Source organism: Cohnella xylanilytica (assembly GCF_014212175.1).
Taxonomy (GTDB): domain Bacteria; phylum Bacillota; class Bacilli; order Paenibacillales; family Paenibacillaceae; genus Cohnella; species Cohnella xylanilytica.
Genome location: NZ_JACJVR010000068.1, coordinates 13371 through 37342 on the forward strand (window position 1 = coordinate 13371; position 23972 = coordinate 37342).

Below are 23972 nucleotides of genomic sequence, written 5' to 3' on the forward strand. Positions count from 1 at the left end.
GAAGAATCTTCGGTTAGAGTGCGGTAAGTGTTGGGATTGGGTGCTGTAACGGAAGAATCATCAGTTAGAGTGCGGCAAGTGCGGGAATTCGGTGCTGTAGCGGAAGAATCTTTGGTTAGAGTGCGGCAAGTGCGGGGAAATGCGACGGCGGCGAGAATTTTATGGGGGGGCCTTCGGACTAAGGGGAGCTTAGAAGCTGCGAAGAGACGGCCACATCTACGGATACCGGATCGCACGGGGCGGAGAGTTCTCTTGGGGGCCGGCAGCAGCCCTGGAGGAGAGAAGCCTCCCGCTCTATGGGCAGGCGGAGACGCTCCCGCCCATGTCGGTCGGCGGAGGGCGGAGCTACTTGAGGCCGGAGAGCCAATCGGCGAGCGCGTCGATCTGCTCGGGCTTGAGGCGGGTTTTGAAGGCGGGCATCAGCTCGCCGCCGTTCTCGATCTGAGCTCGAATCTGCTCCTTGCTCATCGTAGCGCCGATGGTTTGCAGGTTGCTCTGGTCTCCCATCTTCCCTTCCAGTTCGGCTCCGTGGCAGGAGATGCAGGTGTTGCGGTACAGCTCGACCGTCTCTTCGGGTCCTTCGAGAGGCTTCGGGGAAGCCGCGGGAGAGGCCTTCTCTTCGCCGCCGCCGCCGCCGCATGCGGATAGGAAGATCAGGAGCGCCGTCGCCGTGCAAGCGAACAGAAGCCGGCGAACGGGCCGGGAGGTCGGTCGAATAATGGCGTCCGATGGAAGCTTTTGCAATTTCTATCTTCTCCTTCGCTCGCTTATAATGGGATGGAACGTGAAGTTCATGAGCGCGGGCATCACTCGAAAGACACCATGAGGAGCGGACATGACTACCAGCTATTTTACCATAATGATGAATCATCTAGAACAAATGCAGGTCGAGCTGGCGGCGGCGGCCGAGTCGGCCTTGGACGACGCGGAGCCTGGGGGACGCGGCGTTCGGCCGGAAGTCTGCGACTGCACCCGTCTCCTTCTCGTGACGGAAGGGGAAGGAACGGTGAGGGTCGAGGACCGGGAGGAGCGGCTCGAGCCCGGCGTCTGCACGATCATCCTCGCGGGAGCTCCTCATACGATCGAACCGTCGCCAGGGCGGAAGCTGGCGTTCAAGTGGTGTCACTTCCGGGCGAAGTACGGAGATCGGGATCTCTATAAAATGCTGCGTCTGCCCTTGACGGTGCGTCTGTCCGGGGACGAGGCCGGCCGGCTTCTGGACAAGATCATCCGGCACTCGGCGATGGACGAGCTGACGTCTCGTCTTCGGATCAAGGCGTCCGTTCTCGAGCTGATCTGCCTTTACCTGGAGAGCATGCCGGACCCGAAGGAGACGGAGATCGCCGGCGAGCCGTCGCAGGAGATGGCGAAGATCCAGGCGGTGCTCCGCTACATCGACGAGCATTTGGCCGATAACATCACCGTAGAAGAGCTGGCGCGGCTCGTTTATCTTCATCCGAACTATTTTATCGTGTTTTTTAAAGGGATGATGGGGTGCTCGCCGATCCAATACGTCAACCAGCGGAGGATGGAGACGGCGAGGAACCTGCTGCTCCAGCCGGAGTGCAACGTCTCGGACGTGGCCAACCGGATCGGGATGAAAATCTACTATTTCTCGCGGATGTTCAAGACGCATACCGGGATGACGCCGAGCCGGTACCGCAAGCTGGCGGCATCTCTGCCGGCGAACGCGGGAGACGAGACGGCCGCGGCCCGGGACGGATCGGCTGCGCTAAGCCCGGATCCGGAAGCAAGCGGGGCTCCGGATGAATCGGGCCCGGAAGATCGGCTCTGAATAAGCCGGATTCGAGGGACCGGCTCTGGAAGGTTCGGCACGGGAGGAGAACGAGAGGCCAATGAACGAATTGGAAGCGAAGACGACATTCAGCCGGGAGCTGCTGGCGTGGTACCGCAGGGGCAACCGCGACCTGCCTTGGCGCCGCAGCCGGGACCCTTACTTCATCTGGGTGTCGGAGATCATGCTGCAGCAGACGCGCGTCGACACGGTCATTCCGTACTTCAACCGGTTCGTCGAGCGGTTCCCGACGGTCAAGGACTTGGCGGAGGCGCCGGAAGAGGACGTTCTGAAGCATTGGGAGGGGCTCGGCTATTACTCGCGGGCCCGCAATCTTCAGGCGGCGGCGAAGGAAGTGACGGAGCGGTACGGCGGGCGGATTCCCGACGACGTCGAAGCGGTCAGGGGGCTGAAGGGCGTCGGCCCGTACACGTCGGGGGCGATTCTGAGCATCGCCTTCAACCGGCCGGAGCCGGCGGTCGACGGCAACGTCATGCGGGTTCTGTCGCGATACTTCTGCATCGACGAAGACATCGCGAAGCCCGCGACCCGCGTCGGAATGGAGGGACTCGCGCGGGAGCTCATCCCCGAAGGCGCCGCGGGCGACTTCAACCAGGCGCTCATGGAGCTGGGAGCGCTCGTCTGCACGCCGCGGTCGCCGCACTGCCTGACCTGCCCGGTCATGGAGCATTGCGCGGGCAGGATCGCCGGACGGGAAGAGGAGCTTCCCGTCAAGAGCAAGGCGAAGCCGCCGAAGCCGCAGCACCGGCTGGCGGTGCTGGCGAAGCGCGCGGACGGCCGCGTGCTGGCGCGGCAGCGTCCGGCGCAAGGGCTGCTCGCGCGGCTGTGGGAGCTGCCGCACGTGGAGGCGCCGGGCGTCGACACGTGGGACTCGGCGGAGGCCGGGCCGCGCTGGCTGGCGGAGACGCTCGCGCTGGAAGGCGTGGGCGTGGCGCCGACCCGGCATCTCGGCGACGCCGAGCATGTTTTCTCGCACTTGCATTGGTACGTGCGGGTGTGGGGCGCCGAAGGCGCCTTGTTCGAGGCGGACGGGCCGGAGGCGTCCGCTCTGCCTATGGCGGCGTCGGCCGCGGGCGGCGACGCCGCAAGGGAGACGGCCGCGGGATATGACGCGGCCGGCGAGGGCCTCTCCGGCGGGAGCCTGCCGGAGGGCTACCGCTGGATCGACCGCGCCGACTTCGAGGCGCTGGCGTGGCCCAACGTGTTCCGCAAGATTCTGGCGGAACATTTCGGCGGCGCGGAATAGGAGGAGGGAAGGCGATGAGCGCATAGGCTTATCGCCTTCTCGCGCCGGCAACATTCGAGAGGAGGAGCCGCACTACATGGTGAACGCATTCAAGCTGCCGAAGGAGCACAAAGAGGATATCGTGAACTCGGTCCAGGAGTACGCCGAGCTGGAATGGTCGCAGGAGCTGGGCCGCCTGGGAGCGGAGCAGTTCGTCGACTTCATGCTGGCCAAGCTGGGGCCGGTCGTCTACAACCAAGCGATCGAGGACGCCCGCCGCGTGCTGACGGAGCGAACGGCCGCGTTGGAAGACGAGCTCTACGCGCTCGAGAAGCCGATCCGAACGGACCGCAGGTAAGGGGGGCACGCGCCGGACGCCGCAGAAAGTAACTCAGCAGCTGAGCCAAATTGACGAACATCCGAGGAAAAGCACAAAAGGAACTCAGCAGCTGAGTCAAATTGGCGAACACCCGGAAATATGCACAAAAATAACGCAGCAGTTGAGCCAAATTGGCGAACAACCGGGGAAATGTACAAAAGCACCTCAGCAGTTGAGCCAAATTGGCGAACAACCGGGGAAATGTACAAAGTAACTCAGCAGTTGAGCCAAATTGGCGAACAACCGGGGAAATGTACAAAGTAACTCAGCAGCTGAGCCAAATTGGCGATCATCCGGGAAAACGGCAAAAGCATTGCAACTATTGCAACGGCCGAGGCGCAGAGAGCGCGCACCTAACGCGCAAAAAAGCCGCCTTCCCCCGCGAGGAGGAAGGCGGCTCTCGGCGTTGCCGTTGAGGCGTCGCGATTACTTGGCGGCGTCGTACAGAGCGCCGACTTTATCCCAGTTGACGACGTTCCAGAACGCGTTGATGTAGTCCGGACGCTTGTTCTGGTACTTCAGGTAGTAAGCGTGCTCCCATACGTCCAGGCCGAGCAGCGGCGTGTCGCCTTCCATGATCGGGCTGTCTTGGTTCGGGAGGCTGTATACCTTCAGCTTGCCGTCCTTGCCCAGCGCGAGCCAAGCCCAGCCGGAGCCGAAGCGGGTCGTAGCTGCGGCCGCGAACGTCTCCTTGAACTTCTCGAAGCCGCCCAGCTCGCTGTCGATCGCGGCAGCGAGAGCGCCCTTCGGAGCGCCGCCGGCGTTCGGGCCGATGACTTCCCAGAACAGGGAGTGGTTCGCATGGCCGCCGCCGTTGTTGCGAACGGCCGTGCGGATGCTCTCCGGCACGGAGTTCAGGTCGGCGATCAGAGCTTCTACGCTCTTGTCGGCGAGTTCCGGAGCGGATTCCAGAGCTTTGTTCAGGTTCGTAACGTAGGTGTTGTGATGGCGATCGTGGTGGATCTCCATCGTCTGAGCGTCGATATGCGGTTCCAGAGCGTCGTTCGCGTACGGAAGTGCGGGCAATACGTGTGCCATAATTGAAGTCCTCCTTCGATATTTGAGAATATGTAACCTGCTTCTTATTATCCCTGATTTTCGATATTAAAGCAACGTGGATGTTTGTAAAGTCCGAAAAATAAAGTTCCAATCCCCGATCGGAATGACGGGTTCTCCGAATTCCTGGAAGCTCGGCCGACAAATAGCATCTCCAATTGCTCCCGGATCATGCAGACCCGGAATTGGGCGGATTCGGACGAATCTTGCGGAATTCGGGCGTTTTTTAATAGGAATCTACAGAAAGCGCTTTAAAAGAAGCGCTTTCACGAATATTCCCGTCCTTACGGCAAAAAAATTTTATGTTTTCTTAACAAAAGGGGAGAAATTTTCGAAAAGTTGTCGTAAAATTATCTTTGCGTCAAATCGATCTGCGAGAAATATCCTAGAGTCTTCTAATCTCTATCCGAGGAGAATGGGTCATGAACATTCGTGCTTTCCAACTTTCGGACTATAAGTCCGTTGCCGAGCTTTTGGAAGTATCGTTGTCCGAGGAGTGCTGCGAAGAGACGATGTCGGCGTTCGCCAGGCAGTTGTCTTGGGACAGCGAGTTGGTTCTCGTCGCGGAGTTGGAAGAACGAATCATAGGCGCCATGATCGGAACGATCGATCATAACAAGGGATACGTATATCGCATCGCGGTTCATCCGGATCACCGCCGCCAAGGCGTCGGACGGGCTCTCATGGCCGGGCTCAGCCATCGGTTCCGCCAGCGGAACGTGTTCAAGATCCTCATCGCGGGGGACAAGCACAACGAGCTTCTGCTGCCGTTCTACGAGGCGCTGGGAGATCAGCCGATCGACTTCGCCAAGCTGTCCAAGCCTCTGTCGATCATGGCGGTATAACGAGGATACGCGAAGACGGACATGCGAGGCGGGCCGCCCGGCGGCCGCAAGAAGGAAAGCATATCTTACGTGCCTGGAAGCGCCGGAATCCGGTTGCTTTTGGCCATAAGATATGCTTTTCTTATATTAACTTAGGCGGATTGACGGGCAGGGGGCGTACTATGGACAGCGAACCTCGTACTTCTACTTCTTATGAACGCTGTATCATCAAAAGTTTCAAAAATAACGGCTCGCTGCACCGCGTCTGGATGGAGAATTGGCAGGTGCCAGAGACCCTGCTGCACCCGCGTCATTCCGGAGAATCGATGCTTGTGTTCGTGAACGACCATACGACGATCCGCGAGGCGGACGGGAAGGAATGGGTCAGCCGCGTGCCCGCGGTGTCGTTCTTCATCCCGGGAGAATGGTTCAACGTCGTAGCCCTGCTGGAGGACAAGGGAATCCGGTATTACTGCAACGTCGCGTCGCCGCCTTACCGGTATCTGGACGTGCTCACCTATATCGATTACGACCTGGACGTCGTGCTTCTGCCGGACGGGGCTTCGTACGAGCTGGACCGCGACGAGTACGACCGGCACAAGGAAGAGTACCGCTACAATCCCTCGGTTCAGCGCCGGGCGGAAGAGGGACTGAAGCGTCTTCAGGACCGCATCGCCGCCATGGCTTCTCCGTTCGGCGACGAGGAAGTTCGCCGTTATTACGAGGAATGGAAGTCCCAGTCCAACGGTCAAGGAGGCGGCGAGCACAGATGAGGAGTTCATCCGCTGCCGGTACCGCGCCGTCCGGGCGATCGCGCCCGGTCAAGCCGGATCGGCCGGCCTGGCGCAAGGAGCTGTTCGACTGGCTTAAGGCCCTGTCGATAGCGGCCGTCATCGTCATTCTGCTGCAGGCGTTCGTGTTCCAGCTGTCGACGGTCAAGAGCATCTCGATGCAGCCGACGCTGTTCGAGCGGGAATGGCTGTTGGTCAATAAGATCGCGTACGATTTCGGGCATCCTAGGCGAGGCGACGTCATTATACTGAAGGATCCGAGCGAGGACGGGGACAAGAAGCGGCTGTTGGTCAAAAGGGTGATCGGGGTGCCTGGCGACTCGCTGGAAGTGCGGGACGGACAGCTGTACGTCAACGGGGAGCTGCAGGTGGAGCCCTATACGGACTCCGAGATCGAAGACGGCGACTTCAAGGCCGTAACGGTCACCGAAGGGCATTACTTCGTCATGGGCGACAATCGCCATCTCGGGGCGAGCAAGGACAGCCGCATCTTCGGCGAGGTCGACGAGAAGGCGATCAAGGGGAAGGCGGAGCTGATCCTGTGGCCGATCTCGCGTTGGGGCTCGCTGTAAATTGATGTGTAAATAATTGGAAATTGCCAAAAAAGAGCGGGGGTGAAGAGGATGGCCGGCGAACATAAGGAGGCGCGGCGGGATTCCGGGTTCTGGGCGAAGCTGAAGGAAGAGATGAAGGAAGCGGCGCCGAGCCTCGGCATCGACAAGATCGGGGTGGCGTCGGCCGATCCCTTCACGGAGCTGAAGGAACGCTTGATTAAACACCGCGAGCTCGGATACGAATCCGGGTTCGAGGAGCCGGATCTGGACCGACGGACGGATCCGGCTCTTCTGTTCGACGAGCCCCGCTCGATTATCGCGATCGCGGTGGCTTACCCGTCGAAGATGATCGATCCGCCGGTGTCGGAGCCTGGAGCGAGAAGGGGCATTCTGTCCCGTTCGGCGTGGGGCGAAGACTACCATCGCGTCCTGAACGACCGGCTGGAGCGGCTGGCCGCCTGGATCGCGGAGCGGGTGCCGGAAGCGCGCGGGCTGTCGATGGTCGATACCGGGGCGTTGTCCGACCGCGCTGTGGCGGAGCGGGCCGGCATCGGCTGGAGCGGGAAGAACAGCGCGATTCTGACGCCGGAATGGGGCTCCTGGGTCTTTCTCGGCGAGATGATCACGAACCTGCCGCTCCCCCCGGACACGCCGATCGAGGAAGGCTGCGGCGATTGCACGCGCTGCATCGACGCATGTCCGACCGGAGCGCTGGTCGGGCCGGGCCAGCTCAATGCGCAGATCTGCGTCTCCTACGTGACGCAGACGAAGGGGATCGTCTCCGACGAGATGATGGAGAAGATCGGCAACCGGCTCTACGGCTGCGACACGTGCCAGATCGTCTGCCCGGTGAACCGGGGCATCGACGCCCGGCAGCACGCGGAGCTTCTTCCGGATCCGGAGGTGGCGAAGCCGCTGCTCCGTCCTCTTCTCTCGATGGGCAATCGCGAGTTCAAAGAGAAGTTCGGCGCCAGCGCGGCCTCGTGGCGGGGGCGCAAGCCGATCCAGCGCAACGCTCTGATCGGACTCGGGAACTTCCGCGACGCGGAGTCCGTGCCCGACGTGGCGAAGGTGCTGCGCGAGGATCCGCGCTTCGAGCTGAGGGCGACGGCGGCATGGGCCCTCGGAAGAATCGGGGGCGCCGAAGCGGAAGCGGCTCTTAACGCTTCGCTGCAGACGGAGGAGAACGAAGAAGTGCGGCATGCGGCGGAGAAGGCGCTTGCGACGATCCGCGAAGGCGGCCCCAAGAGGCGCCGCCGCGCCGCGAAGAAGGGAGAGGATGCGCTGCATGGAGCCGAACGTTAAGCGGGGCCGCGAGGCGGAGCCCGATATGAGATGGACGGAGATCGATTCGCCGATCGGCCCGCTTACGCTGTGCGCGACGGACGAAGGGCTGTGCCGGATCGACTTCGGAGGCTGGGAGACGCGAGGAGAAGGGCTCTCCGATTGGGCGGCCAGACGCCGAGGCCATCGCCTTCGGCAATCCCCGGACGACAAAGATCCCGTTCTGCGGGAAGCGAAGCGGCAATTATCCGATTATTTCCTGGGCAATCTGACACGATTCCGGCTGCCTCTGGCCCTGGCGGGGACGCCGTTCCAGCTGCGGGTATGGGAAGCGCTGACGCAGGTTCCGTACGGAGCGACCGCCTCGTACAAGGACATCGCCGAAGCGATCGGCCAACCGAAGGCGGTCCGGGCCGTCGGCGGAGCGAACAACCGCAACGTGCTGCCGATTATCGTGCCTTGCCACCGGATCGTCGGCGCGGGCGGCGGTCTCGTCGGCTACGCCGGAGGACTGCCGGCCAAGGAGAAGCTGCTGGAGCTCGAACGCGCGGCCGACGCTTCGCGGCGTTAACGATTTATTTCGTCAAATATCATAATCTTCTTGAGAAAAGAACGAACTTCTCCGATACTTTATATAAGAGTCGGAGAAGTTCTTTTTTTATACGACAAATATCCCCACAACAGGTATAGGCAGGAGTGACGGTCATTGAAGCTGGTCGATCTCGAAAGCGTCGAACCGGGACAGAATTTGGGCAGGACGATCTTCTCCGCGAACGGAACGGTGCTACTCTCCGCGGGAGTGCAGCTTACCGTGTTCATGATCAGCACCCTGAAGAGGCTCGGCGTCACGATGGTCTATATAGACGATCCGCTCTACCGGGACGTCTCGGTGGAAGAAGTGCTGTCGGAGAGCACGAAGAGAGCGGTCATCCAGCAGATGTCGGAATCGTACGAAGCGCTGCGCTCGGGCAAGAGCTTCAACACGAAGGCGATCAGCATGACGGTCGACCAGCTGCTGGACGACGTGCTTCAGAACGAAGCCGTCCTCGTCCAGCTGACGGACATTCGCACCGCGGACAACGCGATGTACGTCCACGCGATGAATGTCTGCATGATGTCCACGCTCGTCGGCATGAACATGGGACTCAACATGATTCAATTGAAGGAGCTCGCGATCGGAGCGCTGCTGCACGACATCGGGAAGATCGACGCCCCCGATTCGCCGGACCGGCAGGAAGGGCGCTTCCATCATGCCTGGAGAGGCTTCGAGCTGCTGAAGATGAAGCGCGAATACAGCCTGCTGTCGGCTCACGTGGCGTTCCAGCATCACGAGAGAATCGACGGAACCGGCAAGCCGCGCGGAATCGCGGGAGACGAGATTCATCTGTACGCGAAGATCGCGGCCGTCGCGAATACGTACGACAACCTGCTGGCCGACCTGTCCGAAGGGCGCCGCATTCTTCCGCACGAAGCGCTCGAGCGCCTGAACGCGATGTCGGGCACGCAGCTGGACCGCGACGTGCTGGTCGAGTTCATGCGGATCGTGTCCGTGTATCCGAACGGCATCTCCGTGAAGCTGTCGAACCGGCAGACCGGGGTCGTCGTCGGCCAGCATCGGGGGCTTCCGGGCCGGCCGATCGTCCGGGTCATCGACAAGGACGGCGACGAGGCGGTCGGCGCGAAGGAGATCGATCTCGCGCAGCATACGACGGTTTTCATCGATTCCGTGCTCGTCTGATCGCCCCGGCCCTTCCCATTTGCTCTCGGTTCGGGGGCCATGCTATCATAGGATTCAGCCTTGCGCTCCGCCCGTCGGAGCCGGTTTTATTTATGAAGAAGGAAGGTCGGAGGAACCGTCATGGTATGGAATGTTCTCATCCCGGTGCTGACGCTGATCGTCGGCTTGATTCTTGGATTCATCGGAGGCGTCTTCTACTTGCGCAGCCAGCTGACCCGCATGCAGAGCGACCCGGAGATGCTTCAGAAGATGGCCAAGCAGATGGGCTACAATATGAACAAACAGCAGTTGAACAAGGCCCAGCAGATGCTGCAGCAGCAGAACTTCAAGAACCGCCGCAAGTAACCGCTTGGACGGAAGGAATAGGATAAGGCGGGCGCCCGGAAGGGGGAGGGACGCTTCGCCGCGAGAGGAGGTTGGACCGATGGCCGGATTGAAGGATTACGTCAATTCCCAAGTGTCCCGGAACCGCGAGAAGATCGAGCATCACGTGCGCGAGATTCTGAAGCTGATCGGGGAGGACGTGGAACGCGAAGGGCTGCAAGAGACGCCCGCCCGGGTGACGCGAATGTACGAGGAGATCTTCGGCGGCTACGAGGTCGATCCGCGCGACGTGCTCGGGGTGACCTTCGACGAGAAGCACGAGGAGCTCGTCATCGTGAAGGATATCGTGTACTACAGCCAGTGCGAGCACCATATGGCCCCGTTCTTCGGGAAGGCCCACATCGGCTATATTCCGAGCGGGAAGATCGCCGGCTTGAGCAAGCTGGCCCGTCTCGTCGAAGCGGTCACGCGCCGGCTTCAAGTACAGGAGCGGATCACTTCGCAGATCGCGGATATTATGGAAGAGGTGCTGGAGCCGAACGGCGTCATGGTCGTCGTCGAAGGCGAGCATCTGTGCATGTGCTCCCGCGGCGTCAAGAAGCCGGGCAGCAAGACCGTCACCTCCGCGGTGCGCGGACACTTCCGGAACAGCTCGGCGCTGCGATCGGAATTTTTGTCTCTTATCAAGGAATAATCGAGATCGATTCGACACCTTCGAAGCTTGGTTCTTCGCCGTAAGGCGGGGTGGCTTCGGAGGTGTTTTTTGCTTTTTGCTTCGCGAAGCCCTCAGAATATTTTGCCGGAATCCGACTCATACTGGATCAGACAACAGGGAAGGCGAGGGATAGCCGTTGCATGAATGGATCCTTAGTGCCTATAGCTTGATCGCGTGGGTCGTGATCGCTTGGTTCGCCATCCTTCCCAGGAAATTGCCCGTTACGGAGAACCTGTGCGTGTACTTCTGCATCGTGCTTCTGATGACTTCGGTCTTCACCACGCTCCACATTAACATGAGGCGGATCCTCTATAGCGAGAAGCTGACGTTATACTTCTGTATCGAATTCGCCAATTATATTATCTACCCGCTCTTGCTGCTCGCGTTCGTCAACGTGATCTTCACCGCCCGATCGACGGCGATTCGCATTGGGACGACTCTCCTGACGTATGCCGCGTTGTGCGCGGTTCATCTGACGTTAAAGCTTCTGCGAATCATCGCCTTCCATCATTGGACCTTCGTTATGAGCATGCTGATGTTCGCTTGCTTCATGGCCGCCGCTTGGGCGCTGGAGAAGGCGTTCGCTTATTTGATTCGCAAGGAGGAGGCCGCGTAAGCCGTGATCCCTTACGACAATCGTTGGAATGCGAACGAGTGGTTCGTAATCGGAATGCTGATCCTCGGTGCCGCCATGCTAACGCTGCTGCCTAAGCGCTTCCCTCCGCGATGGTCGGCCGTCTTCACCTTGTACGGGATCTTCGCCGGATTGTTCCTGGACCACTCGATCAGCGTCAAGCCGGTGGACTACTACGACGTGAACGAGACCTCCAACTACGAGCTTCTGGATTTTCTGACGTACCTTATGTACGGTCCGTTCTCCTACCTGTTCGCTTATTTGCACGATCGTTGGAACGTCAAGCTCTCGTACGCTCCCCTCTACGTGCTGGGGTGGGCGATCTTGTCGATTGGCGTGGAATGGGTGGCCGATCGGGCGGGGGTGTTCCATTACAAAAACGGCTACGGCCTGTATTACTCGTTCCCGATCTATCTCCTGATGAGCAGCCTGTATCTTGTCTTCCTGTACAAAGCGAAGGGCATGAGGAAGCGCGGGGTTTGAGGCGGCGCGGGACGACTGCCAGTTGAACGCGCCCACCGTTCCATGCCTGATAGCGGGGCATGACGACGACGACGACGACGTCACCTTCGTCCGACCGCTGACCGACCCGATCCTCAACGCTCATCTCCCCCGTCCCCATCGCCGCGCCCCATCACTTTGACGCTTATCCACTTCAACATCCTTCCGCCTCTATCAACCATCTATACGCCTTCATAGTTCATCAGAAGCAACCTGATCTCGCGGAGCATCTAAGCCCTTCGAGTCATTCGAAGGGGTCGGCCTGTCTTCGACGGGACCAAGGCGAGAGAGCGGCGGCTAACGGATCCAATTGACGCTAATTCGCCGAACATGCTCGATTCCCGATTCTAACGAATCCCAGAGACCTTATTTTGACTCGAAGGTCTTGTTCGCCCCCGAAATACGCTAAATAGCGTCGCTACGATTCGTTAGATTTAAAAAAGCGGCTTCTGAAGCCAAATAGCGTCTCCTGGATTCCTTAGAGCCTATCGGCAATCGAATCTCCGATTGCAGCTGACGGGTACGAACCGCGCGGATAGGCCCGGCAGCTTCCCCCCAAAGCGAATAATCCCCCTGCATAACGCGTTTTTATCCCCTAGAGTTCCCGCCGCTTCGATTATGATGAAATCATCCATCACATCGAGACCGGCCGCGGCGCAGCCCGTCGGCGGTCGGCTGGGGGCGCTTGCCGATGTACAAGGCTATCATCGTGGACGACGAGTCGATCGTCCGGGACGGTCTGCGGAACACGATCGCGTGGAACGATCACGGCTTCGAGCTGGCCGGCGATTACGAGAACGGGCGCGAGGCGTGGGAGGCGATCGAGCGGCTGAAGCCCGACTTTATCATCTCCGACATCAGCATGCCGTTCATGGACGGCCTCGAGCTGGCCCGGCTCGTGTCGACGAACTACCCGTACATGAAGGTCGTGATCCTGACCGGCTACGACCAATTCGAATACGCGCAGCAGGCGATCCGGCTGAAGGTGCGGGACTTCGTGCTGAAGCCGATCACTGCCCGCGAGATCCGGGAGCTGCTGGACAAGGCGAGGGCCGAGATGGACGAGGAGGCGAAGCGCCTCGAGGACCTGGGGCGCCTGCGCAGCCAGCTGCATCAGAGCTTGCCGCTCCTCAAGGAGCGGTTCCTCGAGAGGCTCGTCCTGCTCGGCCTCGGCAAGCCGGAGATCGAGGAGCGGTTCGCCTACTTCGGGCTGCCTCCGCTCGAGCCGCCTTGCCTCGTCATGGTCGCCGACATCGACGACTTCGGGGAGAAGGAGACGCTGATCGACGACGGCCACGACGCGGAATTTCTGCGGTTCGCCGTGTTTAATATTTTCGAAGAGACGGCTTCCCAGCGCCCGGGCACGCTGCTGTTCCGAACGCGAGAAGAGAAGCTGATGGCGATCGTCGGCGGGGCGGCGGACGAGAGCGAGCTGTACGATGCCGCCTTCGGCATGGCGGAGGAAGTCCGCCATCTCGTCGAGAAGTACCTCAGGTTCACGGTCACGATCGGCATCGGACATGCCGTCTCTTCCGCCGAGCAGCTGCCGGCGTCGGCGAGGAGCGCGTTGTCCGCCCTCGACTATCGCTTCCAGCAAGGGAAAAACAAGGTGCTCGGCATCACGGACATGGAAGGCTCCTCGGCGCCTGCCTCTCCCGTGCCGAACCGGGACTGGGACCGCCGGCTGGCCGCCGCCGTCCGGACCGGGGCCGCCGACGAAGCGCGGGAGCTGATCGGGCGCATCGCGGGCGAGCTTCGCTCCGCTCCGCTGCCGGTCTGCTTCCTCCACATCCAGCGGATTCTGCTCGCGCTCCTGGACGTCGCGCAGGAGCTGGGGCTGGGGCTGGAATCGCCGGCGGGCGAAGCCGCGCCGATCCAGCCTCTATGCCTCACGGAAGTCTACCGGTTCAAGACGCTCGGCGAGATCGAAGACTGGCTGAAGGACATCGTCGCTTCCCTCATGGCCGGCATCGCCGACAACCGCAGCCGCTTCACCCGGCTGCAGATCGCGCGGGCGACGGACTACATCGAGGAGCATTACGCCGACGAGAAGCTGTCGCTGAGGGATCTGTGCCGCCACGTCCTGATGAGCACGAGCTACTTCAGCCTCGCGTTCAAGCAGTGCACCGGGGAGACGTTCGTCGAATACTTGACCCGCGTCCGGATCGAGAAGGCGAAGGCGCTGCTTCTGGCTACCTCTCTCAAATTTTACGAGATCGCGTCCCGGGTCGGGTACGCCGATCCGAACTACTTCAGCATCCTGTTCAAGAAGCATACCGGCATGACGCCCCGGGACTTCCGGGAGCGGCAAGCCAAGGAGAGCGTGTAGCCCATGTTCATGGAGAGCAGACCGTTCCGCCCGCTGTTCCCGCTTAAGAGCATCCAATCCAGCATCGCGTTCGCCTTCTCCTGCCTCATCCTGATCGCGATCGCGGCCACGAGCCTCATCGGCTACCGCCTGTCGGTCGCGGCCGTCGAGAACAATTCGAAGGCCTATATCGCCGAAGTCATTAACCAGGTGAACACCAACATTCAATCCTACGTGGACAACATGGAGAACATCTCCCTGCTCGCGATGACGAATAAGGACGTTAAATATTACATCTCGAGCAACAGCTTCATCGGCTCCGGGGAGCGCCGGCCCTACGAGAAGAGGATCTCGGACCTGTTCCAGTCGATCCTGTACACGCGCAAGGACATCGCTTCGATTATGGTGTTCGGCTACAACGGCCGGTTCGTGTCGGACCGGCGCATCACGACGCTGAACCCGAACGCCCGGCTGGAGGATCAGGCCTGGTACAGGAACGCGAAGCGGGCGGGAGGCAAGTCCGTCATCTCCGCCCCCCACGTGCAGAACGTCATCCAGAACGAGTATCGCTGGGTGGTCTCCTTAAGCCGCGAGCTCAAGAACGTGGACGGGCTGACGGCGGACGGCATTTTCCTCGTGGACTTGAATTTAAACGTCATTAACGACCTGTGCAGCGGGATCGATCTCGGCCGGAAGGGCTACGTCTTCATCGTCGACGAGGACGGCAATCTCGTCTATCATCCGCAGCAGCAGCTTCTGTACAGCAACCTGAGGTCCGAGAAGATCGAAGAGGTGAAGCGGGCGGCGAGCGGGACTTCGTTCGCGGCGGACGACGCGGAGGGCAAGCGGTTCTATTCGGTGAAGGAGACGAGCTTCGGGTGGAAAATCGTCGGAGTCGCCTACGAGGACGATCTGATCGGCTACAAGAGCACGCTGGGCAACACGATTCTGATCACGGTCGGAGCCGTCGCGGTGTCGCTGCTCGTCTCCGTCGTTCTCTCGCATCGCCTGTCCCGTCCGATCCGCAATCTGCAGAAGAAGATGCGGATGGTCGAGAAGGGCAACTTCGACGTCCAGGCCGAGGTCATGCAGATGAACGAGATCGGCCAGCTCGCTCGAACGTTCAACATGATGGTCGGCCAGATCAAGAACCTGATGAGCGAGATCATCGATACGCAGGAGAACAAGCGCAAGAGCGAGCTGCAGGCGCTTCAGGCGCAGATCAACCCGCACTTCCTGTACAACACGCTCGACTCGATCGTCTGGATGGCGGAGCAGAAGCGGCACGAGGAGGTCGTGCGGATGACGTCCGCCTTGGCGAAGCTGTTCCGGGCCAGCATCACGAAGGACCAGGAGCTTATTCCCGTCCGGGTGGAGCTCGAGCACATCCGGAACTATCTGCTCATCCAGCAGATGAGATACCGCGACAAGCTCGACTACCGGCTCGAGTTCGAGGATTCCGTGCTGAACTACAAGACGCTCAAGATCCTGCTCCAGCCGTTCGTGGAGAACGCCATCTACCACGGGATCCGCAACAAGCCGGATATCGGCACGATCGCGATCCGCGGGATGGAGAAGGACGACCGGATCGTGTTCGAGATCGAGGACGACGGGCTCGGGATGACGGAGGAGCAGCTCGAGAGGATCGGGGAAGCCGGAGACGGCGAGTTCAGAAGCAAGGGAATCGGCATCGCCAACGTGGACGAGCGGATTCGGCTGTACTTCGGGCCTTCGTACGGCATCAAGATCCAGAGCGAGCTGGCGGTCGGCACTCTCGTGACGATCGCCATTCCGAAGCTGCCGCTCGAAGCCGAAGTATGCAAGACGACAACGGCTCCGATCGTGCCGATCGAGGGGTGAGACGGGTTTGCGCGTTCAGCGATTCACGATAGGATTGGCCCTCGCGCTGATCGCGGCGGCTATGTTCGCCGTCTTCTACTTCAACTTGTACCGCGTCGGCCAAGGGAGCGGGAGAACCGTCGTCGTCCTGCTGAAGACGACCAACGTCCGCTCCGACTTCTGGCAGGGGGTCAAGGGCGGCGCGGCGGCCGCGGCCAAGGAAGCGGGCGCGAAGCTGGAGGTGCTCGGTCCCTTGCAGGAGACCGATACGGAGGCGCAGCTCGCGCTGCTCGAGGAAGCGATGGCGAGCGGGCCCGACGCGATCGTCGTCGCGCCGATCAACGACGACCGCGTCGTCCGGCTGCTCGGCCGGATTCAGGCGGCGGGCATCGAGCTGGTCGTCATGGATACGCCGCTGCGGATGGCCCGGCAGCCGATCACGGTGTCGGGCAACCACCGGGAGGCCGGCCGCCAGGCGGGCGAGTTCGCCGAGACGCACGCCGCCGGGCCGTCGAAGGTGGCCGTTCTGAGCGATTACGAGGGCTCGGGCGTGTCGGCGGAGAGGGAGAAGGGAATCAAGGAGGCGCTCGCGCCGGACGGGTACGCCGGAACGACGTATATCGGGGATTCGGAGGAGCGGGCGTATGAGAAGGCGAAGGAGCTCCTCGCCCGGAAGCCGCCCGTCGGCGCGATCATGGCCTTGAACGAGCCGGCCGCCCTCGGCGCCGCCAAGGCGCTCAAGGAATCGAATCGGACGGGGGCGGTCCGTCTGATCGCTTTCGACAGCTCGATTTTCCTCATCAAGCTGCTGGAAGACGGAAGCCTCGACGCGATGATCGTTCAGAGGCCGTTCAATATGGGGTATCTCGGCGTGATCAACGCGCTCAGGCGGCTCGACCGGCGGGAGCTCGACCGCGAGACCTACATCGATACGATCGTGGTGACGAAGGACAGCATGTATTCTCCCGAGAATCAGAAGCTGCTGTTTCCGTTCAAGTAGAAGGAGAAGGGGAGGGCGACGGGCTTGAAGAAGGGGATCGCGATGCTGGCGGCGGGGGTTCTGCTGGCGGGGGCGGCGGCCGGCTGCTCGGGCAACGAGAAGGAGGTCGTCATCTCCCAGGAGGAGAAGCAGTCCGTCATCCGGTTCGTGGCCGCGGAATACAGCACCGAGACGAAGCCGTTCCTCGACAATCTCGTGCGGGAATTCGAGCTGAAGAACCCGGACATCATCGTCGAGCTTCAGGTCGCCAACTGGAACGTGCTCGACGGGATCTACACCTCGATGATCAGCAAAAACCAGCCGCCCGACCTGCTCATCACGAACGTGTACGCCCACTTCGCCAAGGCGGGCATTCTGAACGATTGGAACGAGATCGCTTCCCCGGAGCTGAAGGCGAAGTTCTACCCTCACTTCCTGGACATGGATCAGATCGGGGGCGTTCAGTACGCGCTGCCTTACGTGTCGACCATCCGCAACCTGTATTACAACAAGGACTTGTTCGAGAAAGCGGGAATCGCTTCCCCTCCCGCGACTTGGGATGCGCTCGAGAAGGACGCCCGCAAGATCAAGGAGACCGGCCGGGCGTTCGGCTTCGGGCTCGACCTGACGGACGACGAGATCCAGGCTTACCTGTCCTACTTCTTCTTCGGCGCGGGCGGGGGCTGGATCGAGAACGGCCGGTGGACGATCGACTCGCCGAGCAACGTGGAAGGGCTGACTTATCTGAAAAGGCTGTTCGACCAAGGGCTGACCGATCCGGAGCCGACCGTGACGACGCGCGACGAGAAGCAGAGAATCCTTGGCGACGGCAAGCTGGGCATGATGATCTCGGGCAACTACTTCTCGCAGGTGGTGCCGAGGGAGTTCCCGGGCGTGCGGTGGGGAGTCGGGCCGATCCCGGTGAAGGAAGGGATTCCGCCCATTACGTTCGGGGTCCAGGACGTGCTCGTCTCGTTCAAGACCGACCATACGGACAAGGCAGCTCTGTCGAAGTTCCTCGACTTCCTGTACGACGACCGGAACTACGAGGAGATGACGACCCGCGAAGGCTTCATCCCGGTCACCGCTTCGGTCGGCGACAAGCTGTCGCGGCAGGACGAGGGCATGCGAAGCAACATCGCGGCGCTCGGGCGCGCGAAGTTCTATCCGATCCAGGAGCCGGCCTGGCAAGCGATCATGGACACGAGCCGCAAGATGGGCGACGCCGTCCTGTACGACAACCTGTCCCCGCAGGCGGCGCTGGAGCAGCTGCAGCGGTTCGCGGTCGAACGGAGCGGGAATTAGGAGCGTGTTTAGCGCTCAGAATTGCGCCTTCCCATCGAAATAACGGCCATCGGTTCCGCTATGGCTCTTATCGTCGATCAGCTCGATCAGGCGGTCCAGATACCGGATGCCGCGCATGCGCAAGCGGTTGAGGTTGTGCAAGTATTGCAGCGAATCCCTGGCCACGCGGCGCGCCTGCTCGAGGTTGTTGTGATCGAGCTCGCGGATCACCTGCTTGATCGTATCCAGCGACCACACCGCCGTGCGCAGAGTGCCGATGATGAGAATCTGCCGGATCTGCGACGGACTGAACTTGCGGTAGCCGTTCTCCCCGTCGCGAACGACGGAGATCAGCCCTCTCTTCTCCCAATGGCGGATCGCGGAAGCGGGAATCGAAGTCTCCTTCGCGACTTCCCCGATCGTCATCCATCTCCGCCTGCCCCTCACGTCCAAGTTCTCGAGCTCCTTGGAGTCGAGCACCTCTATCGTTCTCTCGGCGAGTTCCTTCTCCTTCTGCAAGGCTGCCTGAGCCTCGTTCACGATCCATAACGCCTCGTCGACTTCCTTCCGGAGCAGCCTGCGCATCGTCTCGGCCGTCGTTCCCATGCCGAAGCCGGCGTTCATGGCGCGAATGCACTCGAAGTAGGCGACGTGCACCTCGGTGTACACCCGGTACCCGTTGGTTCCTCGCTCCACGGGCGGGACGATGCCCCAATCCTCGTAATGCCTCAAGGCGCTCGTGCTGATATTCAGCTTCCTGGCGATATCGATCGGCCTGACGGTCAACCGTCCACCCTCCTCTTCGCAACTCCAGATCGGCGGCAGCTTCATGCTAAAGATTAAACTCGACGTGGAAGCTTCGGCCCTGCCATATCCGGATTCTCCGGCATCCAGGATTCCAAACCTTATCACTTGCTTCAATATTATAAGATTAAGGTACCACAGAGCTGAAGGAGGGGCAACGAATGACCGGGTTGGCGATAGAAGTTCAAGGTTTGAGAAAATCGTTCGGCAGCGCGGAGGTGCTGAGAGGAATCGACTTGAAGGTGGAGCGGGGGAGGGTCTACGCGATTCTCGGCCCGAACGGAGCGGGCAAGACGACGCTCGTCAGCATCCTGTCCACGCTGCTTCGCCCGGACGCGGGCTCGGTTCGGATCTTCGGACTGGACGCGGTTCGCGACGCGGGGGCGGTCCGGAGCCGGATCGGTCTGACCGGGCAGTTCGCCGCGGTGGACGAGGGCATGAGCGGACGCGACAACCTTACGCTGTTCGGGCGGCTGACGGGCTATTCCGTTCGGGAGGCGCGGAAGAGGGCCGACGAGCTGCTCGAAGCGTTCGGCCTGACGGAGGCGGGGAAGCGGCCGGCCGGCAAGTATTCCGGAGGGATGCGAAGGAGGCTGGACATCGCGGCGGCCATGCTGGTCACTCCGGATCTGCTGTTCCTGGACGAGCCGACGACGGGGCTCGACCCGCGAAGCCGAAGCGAGGTGTGGGACATCGTTCGCGCCTTGGCGGCGCGGGGGACGACGGTGCTGCTGACGACGCAATATCTGGAGGAGGCGGACCAGCTGGCCGATCGCCTCGCTGTTATCGACGGGGGAACCGTCATCGCGGAAGGAACGTCCGGCGAATTGAAGGCGTCGGTCGGGTCGGGCACCGTCTCCATCCGGCTGGCGAGCCCGGAGCAGCGCGAGACGGCCGGGCGGGTGCTCCGCCAGGCGCTGAACGCCGAGGCGCGGCTGCATTCGGATCCGGCCGCCTTGTCGGTTCCGGCAGCGGATCCCCTGCTGGCGGCGAACGCCCTGACCGAGCTGGCCCGCGCGGGAATCGCGACGACGCAGTTCTCGCTGGGGCAGCCGAGCCTCGACGAGGTGTTCCTGGCCTTGACCGGCCATCATGCCGAAGAAGCGAAGGGGGCCGAGGGGATATGAGCATGAGCGCGAACCAAGCGAATCAAGCGAATCGGGCGAACCTGATGCGGGCGCTGTCCGCGAACGAACGTCCGCGGGGGCCGAACGCCCTGAGCGCCGTGGGGACGTTCACGTGGCGGGCGATGCGGGGCACGCTCTCCCAGCTGCCGTACATGGCGATCGACGTCGTGATTTTCCCGATCATCTTCTTGCTGATCTTCACGTTTATGTTCGGCGGAGCGATCTCCGGTTCGACCGGGAACTATCTGCAGTTCCTGCTTCCCGGAATGCTGGTCTACACGGTGACGACGATGACGGTCTACATCGGCATCGCGATCAAAACCGACATCGACCGGGGCGTGTTCAACCGATTCCGGACGCTTCCGTTCTGGCAGCCCGCGGCCATCATCGGCACGATGCTGATCAACCTGCTGTCCTACGCCGCCGCGCTGACGACGACGATCGCCTTCGGATTGGCGCTGGGCTTCCGGCCGGAGGGCGGGTTCGCCGGTGCCGTCTCGGCCATGCTGCTCGTCATTCTGTACGCGTTCAGCGTCAGCTGGATCTTCGCCTGCATCGGGGTCGTCGCCAAGAAAACCGAATCCATCACCACCCTCACCTACGTCGTGCTGTATCCTCTTATGTTTACGAGCAACGTATTCGCCGATACGTCCACGATGCCGGATTGGCTCGGCCGAATCGTCGCCTACAACCCGATCAGCCTCGTCTCCACCGCCGCCCGCGGGTTGATGCACGGAGACGCCGCCGCTGCGGATCTTCTGACCGCTCTGGCGGGAATGGCCGTCTTCTTCGCCGCGTTCGCTCCCCTGACTTTCTGGTTGTATCGGCGGAAGACCGCCCGGTGACCCTTCTCGCATCACTCGCCGCTTCAACATGCCGCTCAACAAACCATATCGCTCAACAAAACGCCTTATAAAACGGAGGTACTCCTTGAACGAGAGAATCGAGATCCGGGGCGCCCGGGAGAACAATCTGCGGAACGTGACGCTGAGCATTCCCAAGAACAAGCTGGTCGTGCTGACCGGGCCTTCCGGCTCCGGCAAGTCGACCCTGGCGATGGACACGCTGCAGCGGGAATGCCAGCGGCAGTACATGGAGTCGATGGGGATGACGTCGGAGGCGCTGCCCAAGCCGAAGGTCGACGCGATCTTCGGCCTCTCCCCGTCGATCAGCGTAGGGCAGCACGTGACGAACCGGAATCCGCGATCCACGGTCGGCACCGTGACGGATATCCACTCTTATTTGCGCGTCATCTAAGAGAAATTGGGCGAGCGGGATTGATCCAGGTACTGAAGCAGCTGCGAGACATGGGCAATACGGTGCTCGTCATCGAGCACGACGTGGAGATGATGCGGGCGGCCGATCATGTGATCGACATGGGGCCCGGCGCGGGCAGCTTCGGCGGCCGGGTCGTCGCCGAGGGAACCCCGGAGGCCGTCGCGGCCGTCGCCGCCTCGCACACGGGGCGGTTCCTGCGGGAAGCCCTGCATCGGTGAGCGGGCCCCCAATGCCCCTACTGTTAGCTCGATCCGGCTTGGAGCCGCCTCACCTTCTCGGAGCGAACGAATCGTCTTTAAATCGCTCTCTCAACGCTCGTTGCATCTCAATGGCCTGCTCCAAATCGTCCCCGGTCGCAATAAACATGGAATCGTAGATATCCCCGGCTTCATTTCCGTTTGCAGGGTTATCCGTCTTCATTTTCGTCGTGGACCATATGTTGATCTTCTCGAAATTCTCATCGAAATAGTTCCAACCAAAATGAGCCGTTTCAGCTTTCGGATTCATTCGGGAATAGAACATGGCCCCCATTCCGATCCCGTTGTTTATTTTGACGGTTTTCATATCGACCTGCGACCATTTCGTAACCTCGAGGGCATCAATGACGAAATCGCCTACGAACCTATGCTGCCGATACAAAGGTCTGTACAAGGTGCCGTCGATCCGGATCGTAGTCGGGGTGCCCGAAGCGGGAGAGTCTCCGATCATGATGACGGCTTTGCGAACGACGCTCACCTCTTTCGGGAACTTGTAGAAGTAAAGGAACAGGAACGCGCACACGCCAATAAAAATCAAAATGCCGATAGCGAGCTTCAGGATACTCGCAATGTTCGATCTCATAAGCCCTCCGGTTCGCGGGATGATTATTTCCGAATCTGGTTACGGATTACATTATGGGAGCAGCCGTCTGTTGTCAACAGCGTATGGCGCGCAGGCAGAGGAACAAGCGCGAGGACCCCCGCACCAAAAAGAAAATACTAAAGATTGTTTGGAAGATATTCGATAGAGACGCGGAGCCCTCCCTTCTATGATGGTTACAGGCGCAAGCAATCGAGCAAGCAGCGCGCGACCAACATACACGGGGAGGGTTTTGCAGTTATGGCAGTGAACAAGAAAGCGGCGGCTCTCGGCCTCGCCGCGGTGGTAGCCTTGACGTCCCTCGCGGCCTGCGGCAAGGGCGGCAACGACTCGAACGGCGCGGCGTCGCCGTCTGCGTCTCCGAGCGAGAGCGCGACTCCGAGCGATTCGGCGAGCCCGAGCGCAAGCCCCAGCGCGTCCGGGTCCGAATCCGACGGCGGCGGCACGAAGCTGACCGGCGACTTCGAGATCCAATACTTCGTCGGAGGCTACGGCGACAAGTGGTGGAAGAAGGTCATCGCGGACTTCAAAGCCGCGAACCCGGACCTGAACGTCATCGAAGCCGGCGGCCCGAAGATCAACGACCAGAACAAGCCGCGCTGGATCGGCGGCAATCCGCCCGACTTCGTCTACATCGACGGCCCCAACCTGAACGACCGCCAGATGGTCGAAGACGGCCAGCTCGAAGACCTGACCGACTGGCTGAAGGACGCGAAGAACGTCGACGGCGACAAGATTCTGGACATCCTGGCCCAAGCCCCGCAGCAATACGACGGCAAAATCTACAACATCCCGCTCGTCCTGAACTCATGGGGAATTTTCTGGAATAAGGCGCTGTTCAAGGACAAGGGCTGGACGGAACCGGCCAACTTCGACGAGTTCATGCAGGTGAGCGACAAGATCAAGGCGGACGGCATCACCCCGTTCATTCATACCGGCAAATACCCGTACTACATCAACGGCGCGTTCCTGTACCCGGCGATCGTATCGAACAACAACGACGACTACACGATCTTGCAGAAAATGGCCACAAACGACATCGAAGCTTATAAGAGCCCGGCCGTCCTCGCCGCCCTGAACCAGATCGTGGCGTTGCGCGACAAAGGCTTCATCGACAAGGCCTCCATCCAGATCAACCACACCGACTCGCAAATGCTGTTCCTGCAGAACAAGGACGCGTTCATTCCGAACGGCCTGTGGCTGCCGAACGAGATGGCGAAGGACGTGCCGCAAGGCTTCGACTTCGGCTTCATCCCTTCGATCACGCAGAAGGCCGGCGGCAAGGTCGTCGCCAACACGTCGACCGCCACGGTAGCGGTCGCGAAGAAGGCGAAGAACAAGGAAGCGGCCAAGGCGTTCCTGCAGTTCATCTTCTCCAAGGCTCAAGCATCGCAATGGGCCGAGCTGAGCGGCGCTCCTTCCAACATCAAGGGCGACATCAGCAGCTCCAACGCGCCGAACTTCGTCAAGGACGCAGCCAAGTACTTGACTGACCCGAACACGATCGTCATCCCGACGATCACGTTCAACGCCGACGTCGACAAGGCGATGCAGGACGCGACCGACGCCCTGACCATCAGCAAGATCACTCCGGAAGAGTGGGTCAAGCGCGTGACGGACGTCGTCGCCAAGGTGAAGCAGTAAGAGGACGGAA

25 protein-coding genes and 1 pseudogene are annotated in these 23972 nt (G+C 61.0%); 22 read left to right on the plus strand and 4 right to left on the minus strand.

Going from position 1 to position 23972, the window contains the following annotated elements; all coding sequences use genetic code 11:
- Window positions 1–345: 345 nt before the first annotated feature.
- Window positions 346–744 carry a c-type cytochrome gene (locus tag H7B90_RS17320; RefSeq protein ID WP_246578634.1) on the minus strand — a complete coding sequence of 133 codons (399 nt, stop codon included), beginning with the start codon at window positions 742–744 and terminating at the stop codon, window positions 346–348.
- Between the two features lie 91 nt (window positions 745–835).
- Between H7B90_RS17320 and H7B90_RS17325 the strand changes: the two genes are divergently transcribed.
- The 3 genes from H7B90_RS17325 (at window position 836) to H7B90_RS17335 (ending at window position 3399) form a co-directional block, all read left to right on the plus strand.
- Window positions 836–1795, plus strand: a complete 960-nt coding sequence (locus tag H7B90_RS17325) for an AraC family transcriptional regulator (protein ID WP_185137153.1) — start codon at window positions 836–838, stop codon at window positions 1793–1795.
- A 61-nt stretch (window positions 1796–1856) separates the two neighbouring features.
- Window positions 1857–3062, plus strand: coding sequence for an A/G-specific adenine glycosylase (mutY, locus tag H7B90_RS17330; RefSeq protein WP_185137154.1), 1206 nt, complete (start codon window positions 1857–1859; stop codon window positions 3060–3062).
- Between the two features lie 76 nt (window positions 3063–3138).
- On the plus strand, window positions 3139–3399 hold the full coding sequence (locus H7B90_RS17335) for a DUF2164 domain-containing protein (protein WP_221482078.1): 261 nt from the start codon (window positions 3139–3141) through the stop codon (window positions 3397–3399).
- Between the two features lie 447 nt (window positions 3400–3846).
- Here H7B90_RS17335 and H7B90_RS17340 read toward each other — a convergent pair whose 3' ends face one another.
- Window positions 3847–4458: a superoxide dismutase gene (locus H7B90_RS17340; protein WP_212960633.1), complete on the minus strand. Its 612-nt coding sequence runs from the start codon at window positions 4456–4458 to the stop codon at window positions 3847–3849.
- A 440-nt stretch (window positions 4459–4898) separates the two neighbouring features.
- Between H7B90_RS17340 and H7B90_RS17345 the strand changes: the two genes are divergently transcribed.
- The 14 genes from H7B90_RS17345 (at window position 4899) to H7B90_RS17410 (ending at window position 18272) form a co-directional block, all read left to right on the plus strand.
- A complete protein-coding gene (locus H7B90_RS17345; RefSeq protein ID WP_185137155.1) occupies window positions 4899–5321 on the plus strand; it encodes a GNAT family N-acetyltransferase in 423 nt (140 codons plus the stop codon).
- A gap of 161 nt (window positions 5322–5482) precedes the next feature.
- Entirely contained in the window at window positions 5483–6073 is a 591-nt protein-coding gene (locus H7B90_RS17350) for a DUF402 domain-containing protein (RefSeq protein WP_185137156.1), read from the plus strand.
- Window positions 6070–6663, plus strand: coding sequence for a signal peptidase I (gene lepB, locus H7B90_RS17355; RefSeq protein WP_185137157.1), 594 nt, complete (start codon window positions 6070–6072; stop codon window positions 6661–6663). Before H7B90_RS17350 ends, lepB begins: the two co-directional genes overlap by 4 nt.
- Window positions 6664–6714: 51 nt before the next feature.
- Window positions 6715–7950: a tRNA epoxyqueuosine(34) reductase QueG gene (gene queG, locus H7B90_RS17360; RefSeq protein WP_185137158.1), complete on the plus strand. Its 1236-nt coding sequence runs from the start codon at window positions 6715–6717 to the stop codon at window positions 7948–7950.
- Window positions 7934–8500, plus strand: a complete 567-nt coding sequence (locus tag H7B90_RS17365; RefSeq protein WP_185137159.1) for a methylated-DNA--[protein]-cysteine S-methyltransferase — start codon at window positions 7934–7936, stop codon at window positions 8498–8500. Before queG ends, H7B90_RS17365 begins: the two co-directional genes overlap by 17 nt.
- A gap of 135 nt (window positions 8501–8635) precedes the next feature.
- Window positions 8636–9667, plus strand: coding sequence for an HD-GYP domain-containing protein (locus H7B90_RS17370; protein ID WP_185137160.1), 1032 nt, complete (start codon window positions 8636–8638; stop codon window positions 9665–9667).
- A gap of 120 nt (window positions 9668–9787) precedes the next feature.
- Window positions 9788–10012, plus strand: a complete 225-nt coding sequence (locus H7B90_RS17375; RefSeq protein WP_185137161.1) for a YneF family protein — start codon at window positions 9788–9790, stop codon at window positions 10010–10012.
- A gap of 79 nt (window positions 10013–10091) precedes the next feature.
- Window positions 10092–10685 (plus strand): GTP cyclohydrolase I FolE, encoded by a 594-nt coding sequence (gene folE / locus H7B90_RS17380; RefSeq protein WP_185137162.1) that lies wholly within the window; start codon window positions 10092–10094, stop codon window positions 10683–10685.
- A gap of 157 nt (window positions 10686–10842) precedes the next feature.
- Window positions 10843–11322, plus strand: coding sequence for a hypothetical protein (locus tag H7B90_RS17385; protein WP_185137163.1), 480 nt, complete (start codon window positions 10843–10845; stop codon window positions 11320–11322).
- 3 nt (window positions 11323–11325) lie between these two features.
- The gene (locus tag H7B90_RS17390) at window positions 11326–11823 is read left to right on the plus strand and encodes a hypothetical protein (RefSeq protein WP_311772747.1); all 498 of its coding nucleotides are present in this window, start codon (window positions 11326–11328) and stop codon (window positions 11821–11823) included.
- Window positions 11824–12532: 709 nt separating this feature from the next.
- Window positions 12533–14170 (plus strand): response regulator, encoded by a 1638-nt coding sequence (locus H7B90_RS17395; protein ID WP_185137164.1) that lies wholly within the window; start codon window positions 12533–12535, stop codon window positions 14168–14170.
- A gap of 3 nt (window positions 14171–14173) precedes the next feature.
- On the plus strand, window positions 14174–16009 hold the full coding sequence (locus H7B90_RS17400) for a cache domain-containing sensor histidine kinase (RefSeq protein ID WP_246578632.1): 1836 nt from the start codon (window positions 14174–14176) through the stop codon (window positions 16007–16009).
- 7 nt (window positions 16010–16016) lie between these two features.
- On the plus strand, window positions 16017–16988 hold the full coding sequence (locus H7B90_RS17405) for a substrate-binding domain-containing protein (RefSeq protein ID WP_185137165.1): 972 nt from the start codon (window positions 16017–16019) through the stop codon (window positions 16986–16988).
- A gap of 24 nt (window positions 16989–17012) precedes the next feature.
- Window positions 17013–18272: an extracellular solute-binding protein gene (locus tag H7B90_RS17410; RefSeq protein ID WP_185137166.1), complete on the plus strand. Its 1260-nt coding sequence runs from the start codon at window positions 17013–17015 to the stop codon at window positions 18270–18272.
- Between the two features lie 15 nt (window positions 18273–18287).
- On the opposite strand, the gene H7B90_RS17415 is transcribed toward H7B90_RS17410, so the two are convergent.
- Window positions 18288–19037, minus strand: coding sequence for a MerR family transcriptional regulator (locus H7B90_RS17415; RefSeq protein WP_260411089.1), 750 nt, complete (start codon window positions 19035–19037; stop codon window positions 18288–18290).
- A gap of 179 nt (window positions 19038–19216) precedes the next feature.
- On the opposite strand from H7B90_RS17415, the gene H7B90_RS17420 reads away from it, so the two are divergent.
- From H7B90_RS17420 to H7B90_RS17435, 4 genes and pseudogenes are all read left to right on the plus strand, one after another.
- On the plus strand, window positions 19217–20182 hold the full coding sequence (locus H7B90_RS17420) for an ATP-binding cassette domain-containing protein (protein ID WP_185137168.1): 966 nt from the start codon (window positions 19217–19219) through the stop codon (window positions 20180–20182).
- 2 nt (window positions 20183–20184) lie between these two features.
- Window positions 20185–21027: an ABC transporter permease gene (locus H7B90_RS17425; RefSeq protein ID WP_221482079.1), complete on the plus strand. Its 843-nt coding sequence runs from the start codon at window positions 20185–20187 to the stop codon at window positions 21025–21027.
- A gap of 85 nt (window positions 21028–21112) precedes the next feature.
- A pseudogene (locus tag H7B90_RS17430) lies at window positions 21113–21436 on the plus strand (ATP-binding cassette domain-containing protein); the annotation flags it as partial.
- Window positions 21437–21459: 23 nt separating this feature from the next.
- Complete coding sequence (locus H7B90_RS17435; protein ID WP_185137170.1) at window positions 21460–21678, plus strand: hypothetical protein; 219 nt, start codon at window positions 21460–21462, stop codon at window positions 21676–21678.
- 49 nt (window positions 21679–21727) lie between these two features.
- Here H7B90_RS17435 and H7B90_RS17440 read toward each other — a convergent pair whose 3' ends face one another.
- Window positions 21728–22300 carry a hypothetical protein gene (locus H7B90_RS17440; protein WP_185137171.1) on the minus strand — a complete coding sequence of 191 codons (573 nt, stop codon included), beginning with the start codon at window positions 22298–22300 and terminating at the stop codon, window positions 21728–21730.
- A gap of 258 nt (window positions 22301–22558) precedes the next feature.
- Here H7B90_RS17440 and H7B90_RS17445 point away from each other — a divergent pair, with 258 nt between their 5' ends.
- A complete protein-coding gene (locus H7B90_RS17445) occupies window positions 22559–23962 on the plus strand; it encodes an ABC transporter substrate-binding protein (protein WP_185137172.1) in 1404 nt (467 codons plus the stop codon).
- The last annotated feature ends 10 nt before the right edge of the window (window positions 23963–23972 follow it).

Coding starts and splice junctions, on each gene's coding strand:
- folE (WP_185137162.1), top strand. CDS start 10,092: ATGGCCGGATTGAAGGATTACGTCAATTCCCAAGTGTCCCGGAACCGC.
- H7B90_RS17425 (WP_221482079.1), top strand. CDS start 20,185: ATGAGCGCGAACCAAGCGAATCAAGCGAATCGGGCGAACCTGATGCGG.
- lepB (WP_185137157.1), top strand. CDS start 6,070: ATGAGGAGTTCATCCGCTGCCGGTACCGCGCCGTCCGGGCGATCGCGC.
- H7B90_RS17440 (WP_185137171.1), bottom strand. CDS start 22,300: ATGAGATCGAACATTGCGAGTATCCTGAAGCTCGCTATCGGCATTTTG.
- H7B90_RS17325 (WP_185137153.1), top strand. CDS start 836: ATGACTACCAGCTATTTTACCATAATGATGAATCATCTAGAACAAATG.
- H7B90_RS17445 (WP_185137172.1), top strand. CDS start 22,559: ATGGCAGTGAACAAGAAAGCGGCGGCTCTCGGCCTCGCCGCGGTGGTA.
- H7B90_RS17335 (WP_221482078.1), top strand. CDS start 3,139: ATGGTGAACGCATTCAAGCTGCCGAAGGAGCACAAAGAGGATATCGTG.
- H7B90_RS17375 (WP_185137161.1), top strand. CDS start 9,788: ATGGTATGGAATGTTCTCATCCCGGTGCTGACGCTGATCGTCGGCTTG.
- H7B90_RS17340 (WP_212960633.1), bottom strand. CDS start 4,458: ATGGCACACGTATTGCCCGCACTTCCGTACGCGAACGACGCTCTGGAA.
- queG (WP_185137158.1), top strand. CDS start 6,715: ATGGCCGGCGAACATAAGGAGGCGCGGCGGGATTCCGGGTTCTGGGCG.
- H7B90_RS17395 (WP_185137164.1), top strand. CDS start 12,533: ATGTACAAGGCTATCATCGTGGACGACGAGTCGATCGTCCGGGACGGT.
- H7B90_RS17400 (WP_246578632.1), top strand. CDS start 14,174: ATGTTCATGGAGAGCAGACCGTTCCGCCCGCTGTTCCCGCTTAAGAGC.
- H7B90_RS17350 (WP_185137156.1), top strand. CDS start 5,483: ATGGACAGCGAACCTCGTACTTCTACTTCTTATGAACGCTGTATCATC.
- H7B90_RS17345 (WP_185137155.1), top strand. CDS start 4,899: ATGAACATTCGTGCTTTCCAACTTTCGGACTATAAGTCCGTTGCCGAG.
- H7B90_RS17420 (WP_185137168.1), top strand. CDS start 19,217: ATGACCGGGTTGGCGATAGAAGTTCAAGGTTTGAGAAAATCGTTCGGC.
- mutY (WP_185137154.1), top strand. CDS start 1,857: ATGAACGAATTGGAAGCGAAGACGACATTCAGCCGGGAGCTGCTGGCG.
- H7B90_RS17365 (WP_185137159.1), top strand. CDS start 7,934: ATGGAGCCGAACGTTAAGCGGGGCCGCGAGGCGGAGCCCGATATGAGA.